At 71.5% G+C, this 19,501-nt stretch carries 14 protein-coding genes; 4 read left to right on the top strand and 10 right to left on the bottom strand.

All coding sequences use genetic code 11. The features are described from left to right. Positions 1 to 160: 160 nt before the first annotated feature. Complete coding sequence (locus MTP10_RS38370; protein WP_310716390.1) at positions 161 to 2,467, bottom strand: hypothetical protein; 2,307 nt, start codon at positions 2,465 to 2,467, stop codon at positions 161 to 163. 291 nt (positions 2,468 to 2,758) lie between these two features. On the opposite strand from MTP10_RS38370, the gene MTP10_RS38365 reads away from it, so the two are divergent. The 4 genes from MTP10_RS38365 to MTP10_RS38350 all read left to right on the top strand — a co-directional run bounded on the left by MTP10_RS38365 (position 2,759) and on the right by MTP10_RS38350 (position 10,235). Further along, positions 2,759 to 6,442, top strand: a complete 3,684-nt coding sequence (locus MTP10_RS38365) for a DUF4082 domain-containing protein (RefSeq protein WP_310716389.1) — start codon at positions 2,759 to 2,761, stop codon at positions 6,440 to 6,442. Between the two features lie 256 nt (positions 6,443 to 6,698). Further along, entirely contained in the window at positions 6,699 to 7,691 is a 993-nt protein-coding gene (locus MTP10_RS38360; protein ID WP_310716388.1) for a glycosyltransferase family 2 protein, read from the top strand. Between the two features lie 199 nt (positions 7,692 to 7,890). After that, a complete protein-coding gene (locus tag MTP10_RS38355) occupies positions 7,891 to 9,243 on the top strand; it encodes a nucleotide sugar dehydrogenase (RefSeq protein WP_310716387.1) in 1,353 nt (450 codons plus the stop codon). Positions 9,244 to 9,248: 5 nt separating this feature from the next. Beyond that, positions 9,249 to 10,235 (top strand): NAD-dependent epimerase/dehydratase family protein, encoded by a 987-nt coding sequence (locus MTP10_RS38350; protein WP_310716386.1) that lies wholly within the window; start codon positions 9,249 to 9,251, stop codon positions 10,233 to 10,235. 66 nt (positions 10,236 to 10,301) lie between these two features. On the opposite strand, the gene MTP10_RS38345 is transcribed toward MTP10_RS38350, so the two are convergent. The 9 genes from MTP10_RS38345 to MTP10_RS38305 all read right to left on the bottom strand — a co-directional run bounded on the left by MTP10_RS38345 (position 10,302) and on the right by MTP10_RS38305 (position 19,383). Continuing rightward, positions 10,302 to 11,291, bottom strand: a complete 990-nt coding sequence (locus tag MTP10_RS38345) for a class I SAM-dependent methyltransferase (RefSeq protein ID WP_310716385.1) — start codon at positions 11,289 to 11,291, stop codon at positions 10,302 to 10,304. Beyond that, positions 11,288 to 12,283 carry a fatty acid desaturase gene (locus MTP10_RS38340; protein ID WP_310716384.1) on the bottom strand — a complete coding sequence of 332 codons (996 nt, stop codon included), beginning with the start codon at positions 12,281 to 12,283 and terminating at the stop codon, positions 11,288 to 11,290. The genes MTP10_RS38345 and MTP10_RS38340 overlap by 4 nt, the downstream gene beginning before the upstream one ends. Positions 12,284 to 12,364: 81 nt before the next feature. Further along, the gene (locus tag MTP10_RS38335) at positions 12,365 to 14,293 is read right to left on the bottom strand and encodes a DUF4082 domain-containing protein (RefSeq protein WP_310716382.1); all 1,929 of its coding nucleotides are present in this window, start codon (positions 14,291 to 14,293) and stop codon (positions 12,365 to 12,367) included. Between the two features lie 255 nt (positions 14,294 to 14,548). Beyond that, positions 14,549 to 15,262: a class I SAM-dependent methyltransferase gene (locus MTP10_RS38330; protein ID WP_310716380.1), complete on the bottom strand. Its 714-nt coding sequence runs from the start codon at positions 15,260 to 15,262 to the stop codon at positions 14,549 to 14,551. Positions 15,263 to 15,306: 44 nt separating this feature from the next. Continuing rightward, complete coding sequence (locus MTP10_RS38325) at positions 15,307 to 16,374, bottom strand: glucose-1-phosphate thymidylyltransferase (RefSeq protein ID WP_310716378.1); 1,068 nt, start codon at positions 16,372 to 16,374, stop codon at positions 15,307 to 15,309. A gap of 78 nt (positions 16,375 to 16,452) precedes the next feature. Then, a complete protein-coding gene (locus MTP10_RS38320; protein ID WP_310716376.1) occupies positions 16,453 to 16,950 on the bottom strand; it encodes a GtrA family protein in 498 nt (165 codons plus the stop codon). Next, positions 16,947 to 17,720, bottom strand: coding sequence for a GNAT family N-acetyltransferase (locus MTP10_RS38315; protein WP_310716374.1), 774 nt, complete (start codon positions 17,718 to 17,720; stop codon positions 16,947 to 16,949). The genes MTP10_RS38320 and MTP10_RS38315 overlap by 4 nt, the downstream gene beginning before the upstream one ends. After that, a complete protein-coding gene (gene rffA, locus MTP10_RS38310; protein ID WP_310716372.1) occupies positions 17,720 to 18,874 on the bottom strand; it encodes a dTDP-4-amino-4,6-dideoxygalactose transaminase in 1,155 nt (384 codons plus the stop codon). Before rffA ends, MTP10_RS38315 begins: the two co-directional genes overlap by 1 nt. Positions 18,875 to 18,972: 98 nt before the next feature. Continuing rightward, the gene (locus tag MTP10_RS38305) at positions 18,973 to 19,383 is read right to left on the bottom strand and encodes a hypothetical protein (RefSeq protein WP_310716370.1); all 411 of its coding nucleotides are present in this window, start codon (positions 19,381 to 19,383) and stop codon (positions 18,973 to 18,975) included. Positions 19,384 to 19,501: the final 118 nt, after the last annotated feature.

Below are 19,501 nucleotides of genomic sequence, written 5' to 3'. Positions count from 1 at the left end.
ACCAGCGCATCATCGCCATCGGCAAGCCCGTGGCGGCGGCGACGCTCCGGCGACCGCAAACATTGCCCGCCCGTGCCCCGGGCCATACCGTCGGCCCATATCGCCGGGCCCTACCGCCGGCCCCTACCGTCGGCGTGACTCCGGCCCCGCGCCGGTACGGCTACGTGTCGTCGGTCAGCTCGTAGACGCTGTGGTCGCCGGAGCGGAAGCGGCGCTTGGCATGGACCCACAGCTGGGTGCCGGGCCGCATCAGGGTCTCGTCCACGAACAGCCACCGCACGCCGTAGCGCTCGCGCAGCAGCCGCACCGTGTCCGGCGACGGCTGCTGAAAGACGGCGTCGTTGGCGCGCAGCCGCTCCTGGTCCCCGTACGGGCGGTACCGGGGCGCCTCGCCCGGACGCAGGCCCGCCAGCGAGGTCGTCGTGTACGCCCACCCCTCGACCAGCACCCGCCGCTCGCTGAGCGCGCTCGCCCAGAAGCGGCGGCTGTCGCACGGGTCCTCGCCATGCCAGCGGCAGTGCGCGTTGGTGGCGACCAGGTCGTCCGGGTCAGAGTTGGCGCGCAGCCACCGGCCGGCCGCCAGGGCGCCGCGGGGCGCCTCCTCCCCCACATGCCGGTGCCGGCCGAGCACCAGCGGGCCGGGCGGGGCGCCGGGCAGGAGCTGGGCCGCCCACGCGGCGGGCGTGCCGGCCGCCGTGACCAGGCAGAGCACGAGGGCGAACGTGCGCGCCCGGCTCTGGCGCAGCGCGCGCAGCGCCACCACGGCCACCAGAACCATGCCGAGCAGCGCGGTGTACGGCAGGTACAGCGCGGCGGCGTCCTCGCCGTCCCGGAACGGGACCCCCACGCCGAGCAGCACCCGGATCGCCAGGACGGCCGCCACCCCGGCGCAGCCCGCGCCCACCGCCGCGGCCGGGCGCACCCCGGTCCTGCGGACCACCGTGGCCAGGCCGTGGCAGGCGAGGATCGCCAGGTACGGGAAGGGCGCCTGAAGGAAGTACCCCTGCGACAGGTTCGGGTGGCCGAGCAGCAGCGCGGCGCCCAGCCCGGCCGCGCTCATGCCGAGGATCAGCGGCACGGGGTGACGGGCGAGCAGCCGAGGCCGGCACAGCAGCCCGAGCACACCGCACCAGGCGATCGCCGCGCCCAGCAGGCACAGGAGGGACGCGCCGGCCAGCGCCTGCCACGGGACCTCCGCCCGCGCTCCGGCGCCCGTCAGGTTGCGCCAGGTCACCCGGACCATCGACAGCGGATCGACGACGATGCCCTGCCGTGCGCCCCCGAACAGGACCGTCTGCGCGAACACGAGGCACGCCACGGTCAGGCCGAGCACCGCGGCCGCCTGCCGGGGCGGCCGGAACCACGTGACCGTCTCCACCACCACGACCACCAGCAGGCCGGCCGCGAGCAGGGGCAGGTAGGTGGCCTTGGCCCCGGTGAGGACCATGAGCATGACCGTCAGCACGGCCCACCAGCCCCGGCTCCGCCGCCGCCCGGGCAGGTCGAGGAGCAGGAGCATCACGGGGGCGAACAGCAGGGCCGCGAAGGTCTGGGTGGGGCTGGCCCACGAGTACGGCGGCGCCCAGGTCAGCAGGCCGGAGACCGAGCCCGCGTACAGGCCGGGCGCGGCCACGAACACCGTGGCCGCCACACCGGCCAGCGCCACCTTCCGCGAGCCCGTCATGCGGTGGCCGACCATCGCGATCAGCACGACGAACGCGGCCAGCATGGGCAGCATGGCGAGCCGGAAGAGCAGGATCACCGGCTCGATCCCGGTGACCCAGCTCGCCGCCGCCAGGTGCGCGTACACGAACCAGTGGTACGCGAGCGGCTCCCCCACGACCGACGGCACCATGGGCGGCACGTGGTGCCTCAGCTCGCCGGTCAGCGCCAGGTGGAAGGGCATGTCCACGGGCGACCTCAGGAGCGACGGCCAGGTGAGCGGCTGGCCGGCGAAGAAGCCGGCGGCGACCAGCGCGATCACCGCGATCACGACCAGGGCGAGGCTCCACGACCACCACAGCGGGGCGTGGCCCGCGTCCGGCCGCCGCCTCCAGTGCGCGCGCAGCCGGGGAACGGCGGCGAACAACGCGTACGTGCCGAGCGGCCACACCACGACGAGCACCGGCTGCCCGAGGGCGCGGGCGGGCAGGTAGGTGAGCACCTCCAGCGCGTAGCCCAGCGCCACGCCGAACGCGACCTGCTCCGGCAGCACGTGCGCGCGACGGTACAGCGCCCGCACCCAGAGCGCGCCGGGCAGCGCCAGGCCGAAGGCGACGTACAGGCCGAACACCACCATGTCCCGGGCCGCGACGCCGTTCAGTCTCAGCGCGAGCGCGGCGCACCCGAGCACGGCCACCGCCGGCAGCAGGCGCGAGAGGCGGGCCAGCGGGCGGGACGGAAGGTGCGCGGGCGCGGGCGCATCGACGGATGCCGGGGACTGCGGGAGGGGCGGGGCGTCGGCCATGCGCGCAAGCTTGGCGACGCTGCCCGGCTCGCGGGCCGGGTATGCCCTAGTCGTGCGATGTTCTTGCATCTGCTTTGCCGGGCTTTACGGCCCCCGGACAAGGCTCATCGCAAAGACGGACGCATCATTACAACCCCCTTTTTGTCTCCCGACACGCCCAACCCCTATCGAGTGCTGTCATTGTCCGCCCCACGCGATCACCGCCCGAATTCATCCCTACTCTGCGTCGAGATGCATTCACATCGCCTTTGCTCCCTTTTTACCTAGCAACCGCGTTCTTGGGGGTTTCGCATGCCGGACAGCGAGGAGAAGATCGGCCGGAGACGTCGCCGGGCTCGTGTGGTGCCGGCGGTTCTCGGGGGGACGGCCTGCGCGGCCGCCCTGCTCTGGACCGCCTGGACCCTGACGCCTCTGCCCGGCGGCGACCAACCGATCGATCCGCTGGCCGTGCCCGTGTCCGTGGAGTCGAGCACGACGGCGCGGCCCCCCGCATCCACCGTCCAGCTCAACCAGGTGCCGGACCACGTGGTCAGAGCCGTCCTCGCCGCCGAGGCCGCGGCCCCCGCGCCGGAGACGGGCGTGAGCGTGGAAGGACTGGCCCGGGGGCTGTGGTTCGGGCTCACCGGACAGAGCACCGGCGACTTCGCGATCACCCAGCGGATGGTGCGCAACCAGCACGCCGAGGACTCCTCGCTCCTGCGCCGGCTCGCCGACCTCGCGATCACCGCGAAGGTCGAGCTGTCACGCTCGCGCGCGTGGGTGCTGGAGAGGTACCTCAACGTGCTCGACCTCGGTCAGGGGCCCCAGGGGATCCAGGCGGGGGCGCGGGCGTTCTTCGGCAAGGACGCCCAGGAACTCACCGTGTCCGAGGGCGCCTACCTGGCCGCGGCCATCCGGCGGCCCGACCCGGCCGGCGGCGCCTCGCCCGAGCCGGTCGCGGGCATGCGGACCCGCTGGCGCGAAGTGATCCGGGCCATGCGCCAGGAAGGCGTCCTCAGCCCGGCCCAGGCCGCCGTGCAGCGCTTCCCCGCCACGGCGGACGGCGTCCGTCCCGTGAGCAACGCGGCGGACGGCGTGCGTCCCGTGAGCATCGCGGCCGACGGCCCCGGGGCGGCGCGCACGGCCGTGGTCTCGGCGCTGGGAGCCGGGGCCGCGCGGGCCATGCCCGCGGCGGCGCTCGGCCCGCAACGCCCGCGCGCCCGGCAGGCGCGGCAGCAGTGCCCGCCCGGCTCGATCATCTGCGCGGAGAACGAGCTGCCCGGGAGCCCGCCCAGCGAGTGGGACGTGGGCGGGTCCGGCAGCCCTGACATGCAGGGCTTTCCCGCCCAGATCAGCGTCGGTCAGGGCGAGACCATCGACTTCAAGGTCAACACCCCGGCGACCGACTACCGCCTGGACCTCTACCGCATCGGCTACTACGGCGGCATGGGCGCCAGGCACGTCGCCACCGTGCAGCCGTCGGCCGCGCTCCCGCAGACCCAGCCCGCCTGCCTGAGCGACGCCACGACCGGCCTGATCGACTGCGGCAACTGGGCGGTGTCCGTCTCCTGGACGGTGCCGGCCACCGCCGTCTCGGGCGTCTACGTGGGCAAGCTGGTGCGCGAGGACGGCCCGGACGCCGCCGGCCAGGTCATCTTCGTGGTCCGGGACGGCCGCGCGTCGGACCTGCTGTTCAAGACCTCCGACACGACCTGGCAGGCGTACAACAGCTACGGCGGCAACAGCCTGTACCAGGGCTCGCCTGCCGGCCGTGCCTTCAAGGTCAGCTACAACCGCCCGATCATCACCCGCGGGATCACCAACGGGTCGGCGAACTACTTCTTCAACGCCGAGTACCCCATGATCCGCTGGCTGGAGGCCAACGCCTATGACGTCGGCTACATCTCCAGCGTCGACGCCTCGGCCCGGCCCGCCGACCTGCTCGACCACAAGGCGCTGCTGTCCGTCGGTCACGACGAGTACTGGGCCAAGGAGATGCGGGACAACTTCGCCGCGGCCCGCGACGACGGCGTGGACATCGCCTTCTTCTCGGCGAACGAGGTCTTCTGGAAGATCCGCTGGCAGAACAGCATCGACGGGTCGGACACCCCGTTCCGCACCATCACCTGCTACAAGGAGACGATCGCCAACGCCAAGATCGATCCCAGTCCGCAGTGGACCGGGACCTGGCGAGATCCGCGCTTCTCACCGCCCTCCGACGGAGGCATGCCGGAGAACCAGCTCACCGGCACCCTGTTCATCATCAACGGCATCGTCAACGACGCGATCCAGGTGCCCTCGCAGTACGCGCCCATGCGGCTGTGGCGCAACACCTCGATCGCCAACCTGCAGCCGGGCCAGGTCGCCACCTTCCCCGCCGGCACGCTCGGCTTCGAATGGGACAACACGCCCGACAACGCCGTCGCGCCCGCCGGTCAAGCCGGCTTCTCCAGCACCACCCTCAGCTACACCAACAAGTACCTGCTCAACTTCGGCAGCTCCTACGGCGCCGGCACCGCGACGCACCACCTGACCCTCTACCAGAAGTCGGGCGGCGGGATGGTGTTCGGCGCGGGGACCATCCAGTGGGCCTGGGGGCTGGACGCCGACCACGACCGGTCCGGCAGCCCCACCGACGTCCGCATGCAGCAGGCGACCGTCAACCTCTTCGCGGACATGGGCGCCCAGCCGGCGCTCCTCCAGCCGGGCCTGGTCCCGGCGACTCAGTCCACCGACACGGCGCCCCCCACCTCGGCGATCACCGCACCGGCCGTGGACGCCACCGTGCGGACCGGAGTGCCCGTCACGATCAGCGGGACGACGGCCGACACCGGCGGCGGCGTCGTCGCGGGGGTGGAGGTCTCCGTCGACGGCGGCACCACGTGGGGCAAGGCCACCGGATTCGGCCCCTGGCAGTTCACCTGGGTGCCCACGGGCAACGGGCCGACGACGATCATGTCGCGGGCGGTGGACGACATCGGGAACCTCCAGACCACCCCGGCCTCGCGCTCGGTCACGGTCGTCACGAGCTGCCCGTGCTCGCTGTGGGCATCGACGATCATCCCCTCGGTCCTGTCGATCAACGACACGAGGTCCGTCGAGCTCGGCGTGAAGTTCCAGGCGTCGCAGGAGGGCGCCGTGTCCGGCATCAGGTTCTACAAGGGCGCCGGCAACACCGGCACCCACGTGGGCAGCCTGTGGAGCAGCACGGGCCAGCTCCTGGCGCGGGCCACCTTCACCAACGAGACGTCCACCGGCTGGCAGCAGGTGAAGTTCGCCACGCCCGTGCAGCTGACGCCGGGCACCACGTACGTCGCCTCCTACTTCGCGCCGAACGGCGGGTTCGCCTACAACTACGACTACTTCGCGACGCTCTACACGAACGGACCGCTGTCCGCGCCCGCGAGCACCGCGACGAGCGGCAACGGCGTCTACCGGTACGGGGCCACGAGCGGCTTCCCCACCTCCACCTACCGGATGACCAACTACTGGGTGGACGTGGTGTTCGCCCCGACGAGCCTGTGGCCGAGCACCGCGGTGCCCTCGGTGGTTTCGGGCACCGACGGGAGGTCCGTCGTGCTCGGGGTGCGGTTCCGCTCGATCGTGGCCGGCACCATCAGGGGCATCCGCTTCTACAAGGGCCCGCAGAACACCGGGACGCATGTCGGCAGCCTCTGGACGACCGGCGGCCAGCTGCTCGGGAGCGCGACCTTCACCAACGAGACGGCGTCCGGATGGCAACAGGTGCTGTTCAACACGCCGATCCGGATAACACCGGGGACCAACTACATCGCGTCCTACATGGCGCCGGCCGGGCATTTCTCCTACGACCAGAACTACTTCACCACGACGTACCAGAACCCGCCGCTCATCGCTCCGGCGAGCACCGCGACGAGCGGCAACGGGCTGTACCGGTACAGCGTCGACAACAAATGGCCGACCGAGACCTACAAGGCCAGCAACTACTGGGTCGACGTGGTGTTCGACGCCGACTGAGACACCGGCCGGGACGGGCGGCTGAGTCGGGTTGCTGAAACGGGTGGCCGGCGCCTCGCGGCGCGGGCCACCCGTCCACGTGAACGCGTCTCTAGACGGCCGGTAATACCGCGCCAAGGAGAACGCAATGCGGCGCCGCCCGTCATGGCCGCCGCACCGGGCTTGTGATGCGATGACCGCCAGGAGCCATGGCGAAAGGACCGTTCCGCGAACGCGCGTCCGCCACGGGCGCCTTCGCCGAGATATCGGAGGATCCATGTCGGAGTCAGTGTCGGTGGTCATCCCGTGTTACCGCTCAGCGCTGACCCTCCCGGTGCTGGTGCCCAGGCTCGTCTCCGTCCTGCGCGAGCTGAACGTCCGGTACGAGGTGATCCTCGTGGTCGACGGCAGCCCGGACGACACGTGGCCGACCGCCGCGGACCTGGCCGAGCGGGTGGAGGGCGTCCGGGCCATCCACCTGTCGCGCAACTACGGCCAGCACAACGCCCTGGTGGCGGGCATCAGGGAGGCGGGTTCGCAGGTCGTCGTCACGATGGACGACGACCTGCAGCACCTGCCCGAGCAGATCCCGAACCTGCTGGCCGCGCTGGAGGGCGACCGGCTCGACCTGGTCTACGGCGTCCCGCACGTGGAGGAGCACGGGTTCCTGCGCAGCTTCGCCTCCCGCTCGGTGAAGGCGTGCATGTCCGCCACGCTGGGGATCCGCACCGCCCGCAAGATCAGTGCGTTCCGCGCCTTCCGCACCCACCTGCGCGACGGCTTCGCGCAGCTGTCGGGCCCGCACGCCTCCATCGACGTGGCCCTGTCCTGGGCCACCACCCGCGTCGGCTCGGCGCACGTGCACATGAACCACCGCCCGCACGGCCGGTCCAACTACTCGCTGCCCCTGCTGGTCCGGCACACGGCGAACATGGTGCTCGGCTACAGCGCGGCGCCCCTCCGCCTGGCCAGCTACCTCGGCTTCCTCGTCGGCCTGGTCGGCCTGCTGCTGGGCGTGGCCGTCCTGTGGCACTTCGCGACGGGCAGCACGACCGTCGCCGGGTTCACCACGATCGCCTCGATGGTCGCGCTGTTCTCGGCCGCGCAGCTCATCGCCATCGGCGTGCTCGGTGAATACGTCGGCCGCATTCACGGCAGCGGAATGGGACATCCCACCTACGTGATCCGGGAGCGGGTCGGCTCGGCCGCCCCCGTCGGACTGCCCCGGCAGAGCAGCGGCGCGGGCGCGCCCGCGCGCAACGCCCCTTAGCCGTACGCGGCCGGCGCCATTGCGTCATCGGTTCTCCACCGACGGGCCAAGCTATAGCCCGCGAATCCGCGGGACGCGCGCCGACACGGTCCGCGTCAAATAGGACGGGTTAGAAACAGGAGCAGGAATTTCGGCCGGGGTCGTTTCGTGCTGAGGAAATGTCACCGGCTCGATGAAACACCCGTCGAATGGAGTGAGTGTGCGTTTCTTGCCCGCTCAGGAGAACATCACGGCCGGAGTCATCGGCCTGGGATACGTCGGATCGTGTATAGCCGCGACCCTGGCCGACAGAGGCGTCGACGTGATCGGCGTGGACACCGACGCCTCGCTCGTCGAGGAGCTGAGCGGCGGCCACTGCCGGTTCAGCGAATCGGGGCTGCCCGAGCTCGTCTCCCGCCTGGCCGGCACCACGAGCTTCACGGCCACCACGGAGTGCGCGGCGGTCGCCTCCGCCGACGTGGTCATCGTCACGGTCGGCACCCCCGTCCGGGACCAGGGCGTGCTGATGGACCTCCAGCTCAGGAGCGCCTGTGAGGAGCTGAGCAAGCACCTGCGCCCCGGCCAGCTCCTGATCTTCAAGAGCACCGTCCCGCCGGGCATGACGCGGGAGCTGGTCGTACCGCTGCTGGAGCGTTCCGGTCTCACCTGCGGAGCCGACTTCGGCCTGGCCTTCTGCCCGGAGCGGCTCTCCGAGGGCAACGCCCTCAACGAGCTGCGCACGTTCCCCATCGTCGTGGGCGGCTGGTGCGCCGACAGCACCGAGGCCGCGGCGGCGTTCTGGCAGCGCGCCCTCGGCGTCGAGGTCATCCGCTGCGCGTCGCTGGAGACGGCCGAGATGGTCAAGCTGGCCGACAACTGGTGGATCGACCACAACATCGCGATGGCCAACGAGCTGGCCCAGGTGTGCGCCACGGTCGACGTCGACGTGCTCGACGTGATCAGCGCCGCCAACTCCATCAAGAAGGGCAGCGGGAGCGTCAACATCCTCCTGCCGAGTGTCGGCGTCGGCGGCTCGTGCCTGACGAAGGACCCGTGGATGCTGTGGCGCTCGGCCGGCGAGCGCGGCCTCGACCTGCTGACCATCCCCGCGGCGCGGCAGGTGAACGACGGCATGCCGCGCTACACCTTCCGCCTCATCGTGGAGGAGCTGGCCAAGGTCGGCCGGGCGCCGGAGGAGGCCAAGGTCGCGGTGCTGGGGCTGGCGTTCAAGAACAACACGGGCGACCTGCGGGCGACGCCCACCCAGCCCGTCGTCGCGGCGCTGCGGGAGGCGGGCGCGCAGGTCGCGCTCTTCGATCCGCTGGTGGACGACGACGAGGCCGAGAAGACGTTCGGGCTGCGGCCGTGCGCCTCCGTCGAGGAGGCCGTGCGCGACGCCGACTGCCTGGCGGTGCTGGCCTGGCACCGGCCGTTCCAGAGCCTGGACTTCGCGCGGATCCGCGGGCAGGTCGCCGCGTCGTGCGCGGTGATCGACGGGCGGGCCTACTACCCGCGCGAGACGATCGCCCGCCTGCGTGAGCTGGGCTTCGCCTACCGCGGGATCGGACGGTAGACGCCATGGCACGCGTGGTCGTCACGGGCGGCAGCGGGTTCGTCGGGACCCATCTCGTCGAGCGGCTCGCCGCGGAGGGCAACGAGACGACGGTGTTCGACTTCGGCGGGCCGCCGCCCGGCCTGCCCGAGGGCGGCGGCGCCGTCCGGTACGTCAGGGGCGACATCCGGGACCGCGACCAGGTGGCCGCGGCCATCGAGCCCGGGGTCGAGGTCGTCTACCACCTCGCCGCCGTGGTGGGGGTCGACCGCTACCTCGACCAGCCGCTGGACGTCATCGACATCAACCTCATGGGCACGAGGAACGTGCTGGAGCTGGCCGAGCGGACCGGCGCGAAGGTCGTGCTGGCCAGTACGAGCGAGGTCTTCGGCAAGAACCCGGCGGTGCCCTGGGCGGAGAACGACGACCGGGTGCTGGGCAGCACCGCCGTCGACCGGTGGAGCTACTCCTCCAGCAAGGCGCTGGCCGAGCACCTGACGTTCGGGTTCATCCGGCAGCGCGGGCTGCGGGCGACGATCGTGCGCTACTTCAACGTGTACGGCCCGCGCCAGCGGCCCGCCTTCGTCGTCAGCCGGACGATCCACCGGGCGCTGAACGGCCTGCCGCCTGTCGTCTACGACGACGGGGGCCAGACCCGGTGCTTCACGTTCGTCGACGACGCCATCACGGCCACGCTGACGGCCGGGGCGAGCGAGAAGGCCGACGGCGAGTGCTTCAACGTCGGCAGCTCGGAGGAGACGACCGTGGGCGAGGTGATCCGGCTCGCCCTCGAACTCGCCGGCGACGGCCGGTCGACGGTCCCGGTCGACACCGGTGCGCGGCTCGGCGGGCGCTACCAGGACCTGCGCCGCCGTATCCCCGACGCCCGCAAGGCGTACGAGGTGCTCGGCTGGCGCAGCACGACCGGCCTGCGCGAGGGGCTGGCCCGCACCATCGAGTGGGCCCGGGCGAACCCCTGGTGGCTGGAGCTGCCGGACAGCGGCCAGTCCTAGCCCCGGACGGCACACGGGGACGGCACCGGATGGTGCCGTCCCCGTTCTGCTGTCAGCGGCCGGCCGTCAGCGCCTCGCGCGCGCCGGGACGAGCTCGACGAACATCTGCGACGGCCGGCCGCCGAGGAGCCCCCTGGCGAGGTCGAAGGCGGCGAAGCCGGCGGCCAGGATGGGGAAGAGCGGGTGGCGGGTCATCGGGCGGTCCGCGGAGACCTTCACCCACCCGCGGCGGACCAGCCCCGCCAGGATGCTGGTGCCCCAGAACGGGGCGCCCTGCGTGTAGGCGAAGCGGTGGACCGTGAACCCGCACGCCAGAGCCAGCCTGGTGAAGTTGCGCCGGTCGAACAGCACCCAGTGCCGCGGGCAGTGGTAGCCGCCCCAGTCGCGGTGCCGGAAGAGCCGGGCGTCCATGCTGTCGGTGTTGGGCGTCTTGATGAGGATCACCCCCTGCGGCGTCAGGTGGCGGCCGAGCGTCCTCAGCACGTCACCCGGGTCGCTCACGTGCTCGATCAGGTTGATCAGCAGGATGAGGTCGAACCGCTGGTCGGTGGAGAAGTCCTCGACGCGGCCGCAGAAGAACTCGTGCCCCCGCGCCACGGCCCGCGACTGGGCGGCCTCGTCCAGGTCGACGACCTGGGTGAAGGACACGCGGGAGTCCAGGCCGCGGATGACGTCGAGCTGCCAGCCGTCTCCCCCGCCGACGTCGAGCACCTTCAGCTCGTCACCGGACAGCCGCGACAGGATGCGCCGCAGCCGTATCGCGTCGAGCCGGTCCTTGACCCGGTGGGCGAACGACTGCTCGTCCGACGCGTAGGCGTAGTAGTTGGCCGGGTAGATCTCGGCCAGCCGGTCGACCGGCATGGGGTCGAGGAAGAGGGCGCCGCAGCGCGCGCAGCGGTAGTACTGGAACTCCTGCTCGCTGGTGCGGTACTCGACGTCGCGGGCCGTCGCCCAGTGCTCGGCTCCGGTCTCCTGGCACGCGGGGCACCTCGTGCTCGTACCGGCGTCGGCCGCCCGCGGCGCCCGGCCGCGCATCGTCTCGGTGTGCTCGTTCATGTCCTGTCCAGCTGACGCCAGGTGCGGTAATAGGTGGTCCGGCGCCGCTGGAGCAGCGGCGCGACGTCGGTGTTCATCAGGAAGAGCTCCACGTCCTTGAGCCGGGTGAAGGACACGCTGGGGTCCCAGTGGTGCAGCAGGTGGCGGTTGAATCCGGCCGCGCCGAACACGGCGGCGAACAGCCCGTCGCCGAACAGCCGGTTGACGGGCCCGTGCGGCACGACGCTGTAGTCGGTCAGGTCGTCGGCGAACTCGCTGCGGTGTTCGAGCACCTGCCGGACGGTGTTGAGCAGCGGCAGGAACAGCAACTGGCCCATGGCCCAGGCGACGGCGAGGACGACGGCGCCGCTCCACGACGCGCAGACGATGACCAGGGCGTTGAAGAGGCCGGAGACGAGGAACACCACGTCCACGGAGCCGCCCTTCGCCTGCTCCTCCCCCGGGCGGGACTTGCTCCTGACCACCTCGCGGTAGCCCTTCAGCGCCCGGACGAGCCGGATCCCGGTGAATCCCTCGACCAGGAAGCGCCGGTTGAGGGGGGCGAAGTAGCTGCGCTCCGGGTCGCGGGTGGTGCCGAGGTAACGATGGTGCTCGAAGTGCACCTTGCGGTAGGACTTCACGTTCATGCCGACGAACAGGCCGACGAACGAGTTGGTCAGCGCGTCGCTGGTCTCGCGGCCCGGCGCCAGGTTGTAGTGGGCGCCCTCGTGCAGGTACGTCATGAGGTAGTGCAGCCAGAAGCCCAGCAGCGCTCCCCCGGCGAGGGCGAGCAGGCCCGAGGCCGGCCAGGTCGCGGCGGCGACGTTCCCCAGATAGACGATCAGCGCCGCCGAGGCGACGAGCGCGAGATGGCCGCAGAGCAGCGTCGCCCAGACCACCTTCCAGCGGGGCGTCAGAGTGCGCCGGAAATCGACGTACCGGGTGCCCGAGGAGTCGACCAACGTGGAATGGCGCACCTTGCCGATGTCCAGGGCCTCGGCGTCTACCTGCACGGCAGTCCCCCTTCTGCTGAGCCTTCCGGAACTCTAACCAAAGGCTTCGCGATATCGGGGACCGCCGTGCGGGGGTGCGAATTAACCGATGTCAAACAATACGTCAACCCAGTAATTCGTGCCCTGGTAGGTGCCGGTGGGGAACGTGTTGGTCGCCCCGTACGTGAACACGCCGTTGGTGCCGGAGGTTCCGTTCTCCAGCGCCGTCAGCGGGTAATGGCTCTGCCGGTCGAAGAATCCCTGCACCGTGTACGAGAAATGCCCCGCGTCCGTGTGATAGGAGGCGATATAGGTGGTGTTAGCGGTTATCGGGATGGGCTCCACGAAGACGGCCTGCTGCCAGCCCGAGGCGGTCTCCCCGGTGAAGTTCACGCTGGCGACCTCCTGGCCGCCGGCCGTCCACAGGGTGCCGACGTGCGTCCCGGTGTTCTGCGAGCCCTTGAAGAACCGGATGCCCCGCACCGACCCCGCCGCGACGCTGCGGAACTTGACCCCCACCGTCACCGGGTCGGTGTCGCTGTGGTTGGCCACGTCGGGCGTGGCCGCGTCGCTGAACACGGTGTCCGACTGCACGAACACCGGCTCCACCCAGTAGTTCGTGGACTGGAAGGTGCTCGTCGGGAACGCGCTGGAGGCGCCGTAGGTGTAGACGCCGTTGCCGCCGGACGCGCCGCTCGACGGCGCGCTCAGAGGCGGGTTGTTGTACTGGCTGGTGAAGTAGCTGAGCGTGTACGAGAAGTGCCCGGAGGGCGTGAAGTACGAGGCGATGTAGGTGGTGTTGGCGTTGATCGAGACGGGCGAGGAGAAGTTCGCCTGCTGCCAGCCGGACCCGGACTCTCCGGAGAAGGTCACGGTCGCGAGCTGCTGGCCGCCCTGCGTCCACAGGGCGCCGACGTGCGTCCCGGTGTTCTGCGAACCCTTGTAGAACCGGATGCCCCGGACGGCCCCGGTCACGGAGGACCTGAACTTGACCCCCAGCGTGACCGCGTCGGTGCCGGTGTGGTTGGCCACGGCGGGCGTCGCCGAGGGCGCCCACAGGGTGTTGGTGACGACCTGCACCACGCCGGGCGAGGTGCTGGGGGCGAAGTGGATGACCTGCTCACCGGAGAAGGTGTCGCCGCCCAGGTAGACGGCCCTGATCTCGTGGTCGCCGCCGTCCAGGTTGGAGACCTGGAGCTGGGCGTGGCCGCTCGGGTCGACGAAGTCCGTGCCGAGCAGGGTCGTCCCGTCCTTGAAGGCGACCTCGCCCTGCGGGATGACGTCCCCCGACTCCGGGGTCACGGTGGCGGACATCGTGATCTGCTGACCCTCCCTGGAGGGGCTGGGCGTGACGGTCAGCGCCGTGTCCGTCGGCGGGTCGTCCGGCACGGAGACGCGCGTGAACGGGCCCGTCGTGGTGCCCTGGAGGTTCAGGTTGTTGGTGAAGACGAGGACCCTGCCCTTGACCGCGGCGCCGGTGCTGACCGTCGCCGTGTTCGACGCGAGCACGTTGCCCTGGAAGGTGGAGTTGACCCCGAGCGTGGCCGAGCCGCTGAGCTGGAAGAAGACGTTGTCGGCCTGCGCGCCGCGGACGAGGTTGATGTTGCTCACCGTCGCGGTGGTGAGCGTGGACGCCTGGAAGACGAAGATCGCGTTCGGGTCGGTCTGCGCGTCCAGGGTCAGCGTGCCGCTGATCTGGAACGCGGTGCCGGACGACGGCGTGTAGACGCCCGGCCCCTTGGTCGTCCCGCCGAGCTGCGCGGCCACGGAGGCGGTCGGTGTGCGCCCCGCGGCGTCGTTGTAGGCGGCCAGCGCGTCGGACTTGGCCGCCGCCGCGGCGGCGTCGCCCGCGTGGACGGTTCCGGACACCGTGCCGGGAGGGAACCCGGTCACGCTGCCGCTCGGGCTCACGCCCAGGTTGCCGTCGATGGCGGTGTTGTTGCTGTTGATGACCGCGGCGCCCGCCATGACTCCGTACGACGCCGCGTTCCCGAGCACGATCGGCGGCGCGGCGAGGGCCCTTCCAGGCATCACCACGACGACTCCCGTCGCGAGGACGACCGCGAGGATCGTCCCCAGTGCGGAACGGCGGGAGCCCGGCCGGCGCGGGAGAACCGTGCGGCGGGCGCGGGCGCCGGCGGACGGCGCCTCGGGTGATGAGTTGATCGGCCCTGGTGTGCGATGCGACTCAGCGACTTTCGCGTGGCCGGGCCCTTCGGGGTGTTTCACACCGCAGTTGTACTGCAATCATGGCGCTGTGTAACTGAACCACTCTGCCAGGTCATGCTAACCGTGCGCCGGCCGGTGCCCCCGGACGATCAGGGAGACCCCGGGAAGCGACTTCACCGGCAGATACCGCTCCGCCGTGACCACCGCCTTGAGCGCCAGGTTGACCAGCGGCGGCGTCTCCATGACGTCCGAGCCGGAGCTGCTCCTGCGGTGGCGGGCCACCACGGGCCGCAGCAGGACGTTCCAGCTCCACATCCGGTCCAGGACGAGCCCCTGGCCGGCCAGCAGGGCGCGCAGGGTCGGCCGGGTGTACCTGCGGACGTGACCGGAGGCCACGTCGTGCGCCGACCAGAGCCTCATGTCGCACGGCACGGTGATCAGCGCCGTGCCGCCGCGGCGGAGCACCCGCGTGATCTCGGCCGCCGCCCGGTCGTCCTCGTCGATGTGCTCCAGCACGTCGAAGGCGAGCACCAGGTCGTACGACTCGTCGGGCAGCGGCAGCTTCCGCGCGTCGGCCTGGATCGCGCGCAGGCCCCGCTCGCGGGCGAGCTCCACCGCGGTCTCGGAGTAGTCGGCGACCAGCGCGTCCCACCCGTGCCGGACGAGGACCCGCGTGTTGCCGCCGCCGGCCGCCCCGATGTCGAGCGCTTTGCCGGGCCGGCCGGACCGGCGCAGCGCGCGCAGCTCCCGGGCGAGGATGGCGCGCCGCTCGCGGTACCACCAGTGGCGGTCCTCCAGCTCGACCGTGCGGCGAATCTCCGTGGCCTCCATGATCCCCTCCTAGCTCAGGCGCCACCGGTGTGGTGGCCGTGCCGTCACGCCCGTACCTGGACCTTGCTGTGGTCGCCCACCATGAGCTGGTGGGCGTTGGGCATGCCCTGGGCCCGGGTCACCTCGACGTTGCGCCCGATGAGCGAGTACGTGAGCCGGGAGACGCCCGTGATGGAGGAGTCCCGCAGCACGATCGCGTACTCGACCTCGCAGTCCTGGAGCAGGCAGCTCTCACCGATGGAGGTGTAGGGGCCGACGTAGGCGTCGCGGATCACGGTGCCGGCGCCGATGACGGCGGGCCCCCGGATCACGGACCCCTCCACCGACGCGCCCCGCCCGATGACGACGTTCCCGCTGATCTCGGAGCGCCCGTCGACGGTCCCCTGGATGTCGGGGCCGATCGCCTCCAGGACGATCCGGTTGCACTCCAGCATGTCCTGCAGCCGCCCGGTGTCCTTCCAGTAGCCGCTGACGAAGTGGGAGTGGACGCTGTAACCGTGGTCGATGAGCCACTTGATGGCGTCGGTGATCTCCAGCTCGCCGCGCGCGGACGGCTCGATGGCGCGGACCGCCTCGTGGATGGCCGGCGAGAAGGTGTAGACGCCGACGATCGCGAGGTCGCTGCGCGGATGCTCCGGCTTCTCCTCCAGGCACAGGATCTGCCCGTCGGGGCCCAGCTCGGCGACGCCGTAGAACTGCGGCTCGGCGACCTTGGTGAGCAGGATCTGGGCGTCGTGACCCGCCCTGCCGAAGGCGTCCACCAGGTCCGCGATGCCGCCGATGAGGAAGTTGTCGCCCAGGTACATGACGAACGGCTCGTCGCCCAGGAAGTCGCGGGCGATGAGGACGCAGTGCGCCAGCCCGAGCGGCGCCTCCTGGGGGATGTAGGTCACCTCCAGGCCGAACCGCGAGCCGTCGCCGACGGCCTCGCGCACCTCCGCCCCGGTGTCGCCGACGACGATGCCGACGCTGGTGATGCCGGCCGCGCGGATGGCCTCGAGGCCGTAGTAGAGGACCGGTTTGTTGGCGACCGGCACCAGCTGCTTCGCCGACGTGTGGGTCAGCGGGCGCAGCCGCGTGCCCTTTCCCCCTGCCAGGACGAGCGCCTTCATCGCCGTGGAGTCCTTTCGCGACGAGCGCGTGGCCCGTGGTGATCAACCATTTCGGGTCGAAGCTACGAACGGCCCGGGTCAGCGGACCTTCGCCGCGCTGCGGCTTGGCCGAAGGTTGTGCGGCGGGTTGCCGGACCTGGACGATCCCCGGCCGCGGAACGTCCAGGTCCGGTGGAGCGCGTAGCTCAGCAGGAACGTCACGGCGATGATCAGCGCCTGGGCGGGCAGCACGGAGAGGCCGGCGAGCTCCACGAGGATCGGCAGCCCCACGAGGGAGGCCGTCAGAATGCTCAGCCCGGCCGCGTAGAACCGCAGGTAGCCCGCCAGCCAGCCGTCACCCGTGCCGGGGAAGACGACCAGCCGGTACCACGGGTACACGATCATCACGGTGACGAGGTGGCTCGCCACCACCAGCCCGAGGTACGGCACCCGGTCCCCGAGCGCGGGCAGCGCCGCGGCGAGGATGCCGTAGTAGATGACGGCCGTCCCGCCGCCGCCGGCCAGGTAGGCCAGCCGGTGCCCGAGTCGCGGCCGGACCGCGGGGGGCGCGGCCGGCGGCCGGGTCAGGGCGTTCACGGCCCCGCCGGGTGCAGCAGCGCCGTCCGCACGAGGTGGACGGTGACGTGCGTCTGGACCGGCGCGAACCCGTACCTGGCCCAGGCCCGCTGCACCCGCGTGTTGTGGCTCTGGGTGGAGATGACGACCTCCCCCGCGCCGCGGGCCACGGCGTGGTCCTCGACGGCCTTGAGCAGGTGGGCGTAGAGCCCGCGCCCCCGCGCGGCGGGGACCACGCCCGCCAGCAGGATCTCGGTCCGGGGGCCGCTGTCCTCCAGCGTGGCCAGCCCGAGCACGTGCGCGCCGTCGTCGAGGGCCAGGCAGCCGCCCTCGGCGGCGGAGCGCACCGCCCACTCCTGGTAGCCCTCCAGCGCCGCGGCGGCGTCGAAGAGCGGATCGGCCAGGTAGTGGTTGCCGTACGCGGCGAAGATGTCGGCGACCAGCGTCCCGACCGCGTCGGGAGCGCCCAGCGGCGCCGTGTGGAGTCCGGGCGCGGGCGCGGGAGGGCGGCCCTGCCCCGCGCGCAGGCTCCAGTACACCAGGCAGTCGGCGAACAGGGCGGTCCGGCCGAGGCCGGTCAGCTCCGCGAACCAGCCGACGTGCTCGGCCGGGTAACGCAGCACGACCACGTCCGCGTCCGACGCCTGGACGGCCGCGCGGACGGCGTCGATCGTGCTCTCCGATCCGGCGCCGACGGTCAGGCGCTCGACCGGGCGGCCGAACCGGGCCGACTCCAGCGGCGACGGCACCGCCCGCACGGTCCGCGCCTCGATCACGTCGTTCCAGGCCATCAGCGCACCTCGAATTCCCGGACGGCGCCGATGACGTGCGCCACGTCCTCCTCGCCGAGGTCGGCGAAGAGCGGCAGACGGACGAGCGTGTCGGCGACCCGCTCGGTGACGGGGCAGCCGCCCGGCGCCGGCCGCCCGTGCCGGATCCCGGCGGGCGCGTCGTGCAGCGGCTGATAGTGGAAGGCCGCCCCCACGCCGCGGTCGGCGAGGTGGCCGATGAACGCCTGCCGGGTGGCGAGGTCGGGCAGCAGCAGGTAGTAGAGGTGGGCGGGGTGCTCGCACCCGTCGGGGACCGTCGGCCGGTGCACCCCGTTGCTCTCCGCCCAGCCGGCCAGGCCCTCGTCGTAGGCCCGCCACACCGCCAGCCGGCGGCGCTGGATCACCTCGAAGGACTCCAGCTGCGCGGTGAGCTGCGCCGCGAGCAGGTCGGACGGCAGGTAGCTGGAGCCGAGGTCGACCCAGCGGTACTTGTCGACCTGGCCGCGGAAGAACCGGCTGCGGTCGGTGCCCTTCTCGCGGATGATCTCGGCCCGTGACGCCAGCTCCTCGTCGTTGACGAGCAGCGCGCCGCCCTCCCCGCACTGGACGTTCTTGGTCTCGTGGAAGCTCTGCGCGGCCAGGTCGCCGAACGACCCGAGCGGCCGGCCCTGGTAGGAGCCGCCCAGGCCGTGCGCGTTGTCCTCGACGAGCGCGAGGTCGTACCGGTCGGCGAGCTTGCCGAGCTCCTCCATCGCGCAGCCGACGCCCGCGTAGTGGACGACGGCGATGGCGCGCGTCCGCTCGGTGATGGCGGCCTCGACGAGGCGCTCGTCGATGTTCAGCGTGTCCGGCCGGCAGTCGGCGAACACCGGCACGGCGCCGCGCAGCACGTACGCGTTGGCCGTCGACATGAACGTGAACGAGGGCACGATGACCTCGTCGCCGGGGCGCAGCCCCAGCAGGAGCGCCGACATCTCCAGGGCGTGCGTGCACGAGGTGGTCAGCAGCGCCTGGCGCGCTCCGGTCAGCTCGGCCAGCAGCGCGGTGGCCCGGCGGGTGAACGGCCCGTCGCCGGAGGTCCGTCCGTTGTGGACGGCCTCCGCGACGTAGTCGAGCTCGCGCTCGCTGACGTACGGCCGGTTGAAGGGAACGGTTCTGGACGCGGTGGTGCTCACTGCCGCAGTGAATCCCGGCGGAACCCGTGGGCCGGCGGCGCGCCACCGTGTGTGGCGGAGCCGTTGCGCAAGCCTTACCCGCAGCCGACCGGCTTCGGTCAGGCAGACGGGGTGGTGGGCGCGGTGACCTGGGTGAAGTCGTCGCACTGGTCGGCCCAGAGCGGCTCGACGGGCGGCTTCCCCGAGGTCAGCCGGCAGGTCGTCTCCCTGATGCCGCCCTCCGCGGTGACCACGGTGACCAGCAGGGCGTTGAGCGGCACGGCCTCCGTCAGCGAGACGCCGACCACACCGGCCGGGTAGTTCGGCACCGTGTCCAGGCTGTGCCAGGGCGCGTCGGAGCGGGGGTCGCGGACCCATGTCGTTCCGCCGCGGGTGTACGCCGCGAAGTTCGTGTCGAACGGGAAGAAGGTGAGCGACACGAGCGTCGTGTCGATGTCCGGGACGGCGGTGCCGGCGGGTCCCGCCGGTCCCCCCGGCCCTGCCGGCCCCGCCAGATCGGGAGAGGACACGGCTGAAATCCCGGCACAGCATGGAAAAGCGGATGGCGGGGTGTCCTTGGAGAAAAAAAAAACCAAACTCGCTCTCTAATTCCTGATACTACTTGCGAAATCAACTCACCCAACGCCT

It is taken from the genome of Nonomuraea sp. 3-1Str (assembly GCF_031570565.1).
Lineage (GTDB): Bacteria > Actinomycetota > Actinomycetes > Streptosporangiales > Streptosporangiaceae > Nonomuraea.
Note: the sequence above shows the minus strand (reverse complement) of the source record. Positions and strands in the feature narration are given on the sequence as shown.

Coding starts and splice junctions, on each gene's coding strand:
- MTP10_RS38345 (WP_310716385.1), bottom strand. CDS start 11,291: ATGAACGAGCACACCGAGACGATGCGCGGCCGGGCGCCGCGGGCGGCC.
- MTP10_RS38370 (WP_310716390.1), bottom strand. CDS start 2,467: ATGGCCGACGCCCCGCCCCTCCCGCAGTCCCCGGCATCCGTCGATGCG.
- MTP10_RS38330 (WP_310716380.1), bottom strand. CDS start 15,262: ATGGAGGCCACGGAGATTCGCCGCACGGTCGAGCTGGAGGACCGCCAC.
- MTP10_RS38350 (WP_310716386.1), top strand. CDS start 9,249: ATGGCACGCGTGGTCGTCACGGGCGGCAGCGGGTTCGTCGGGACCCAT.
- MTP10_RS38315 (WP_310716374.1), bottom strand. CDS start 17,720: ATGGCCTGGAACGACGTGATCGAGGCGCGGACCGTGCGGGCGGTGCCG.
- MTP10_RS38360 (WP_310716388.1), top strand. CDS start 6,699: ATGTCGGAGTCAGTGTCGGTGGTCATCCCGTGTTACCGCTCAGCGCTG.
- MTP10_RS38365 (WP_310716389.1), top strand. CDS start 2,759: ATGCCGGACAGCGAGGAGAAGATCGGCCGGAGACGTCGCCGGGCTCGT.
- MTP10_RS38335 (WP_310716382.1), bottom strand. CDS start 14,293: ATGCCTGGAAGGGCCCTCGCCGCGCCGCCGATCGTGCTCGGGAACGCG.
- MTP10_RS38325 (WP_310716378.1), bottom strand. CDS start 16,374: ATGAAGGCGCTCGTCCTGGCAGGGGGAAAGGGCACGCGGCTGCGCCCG.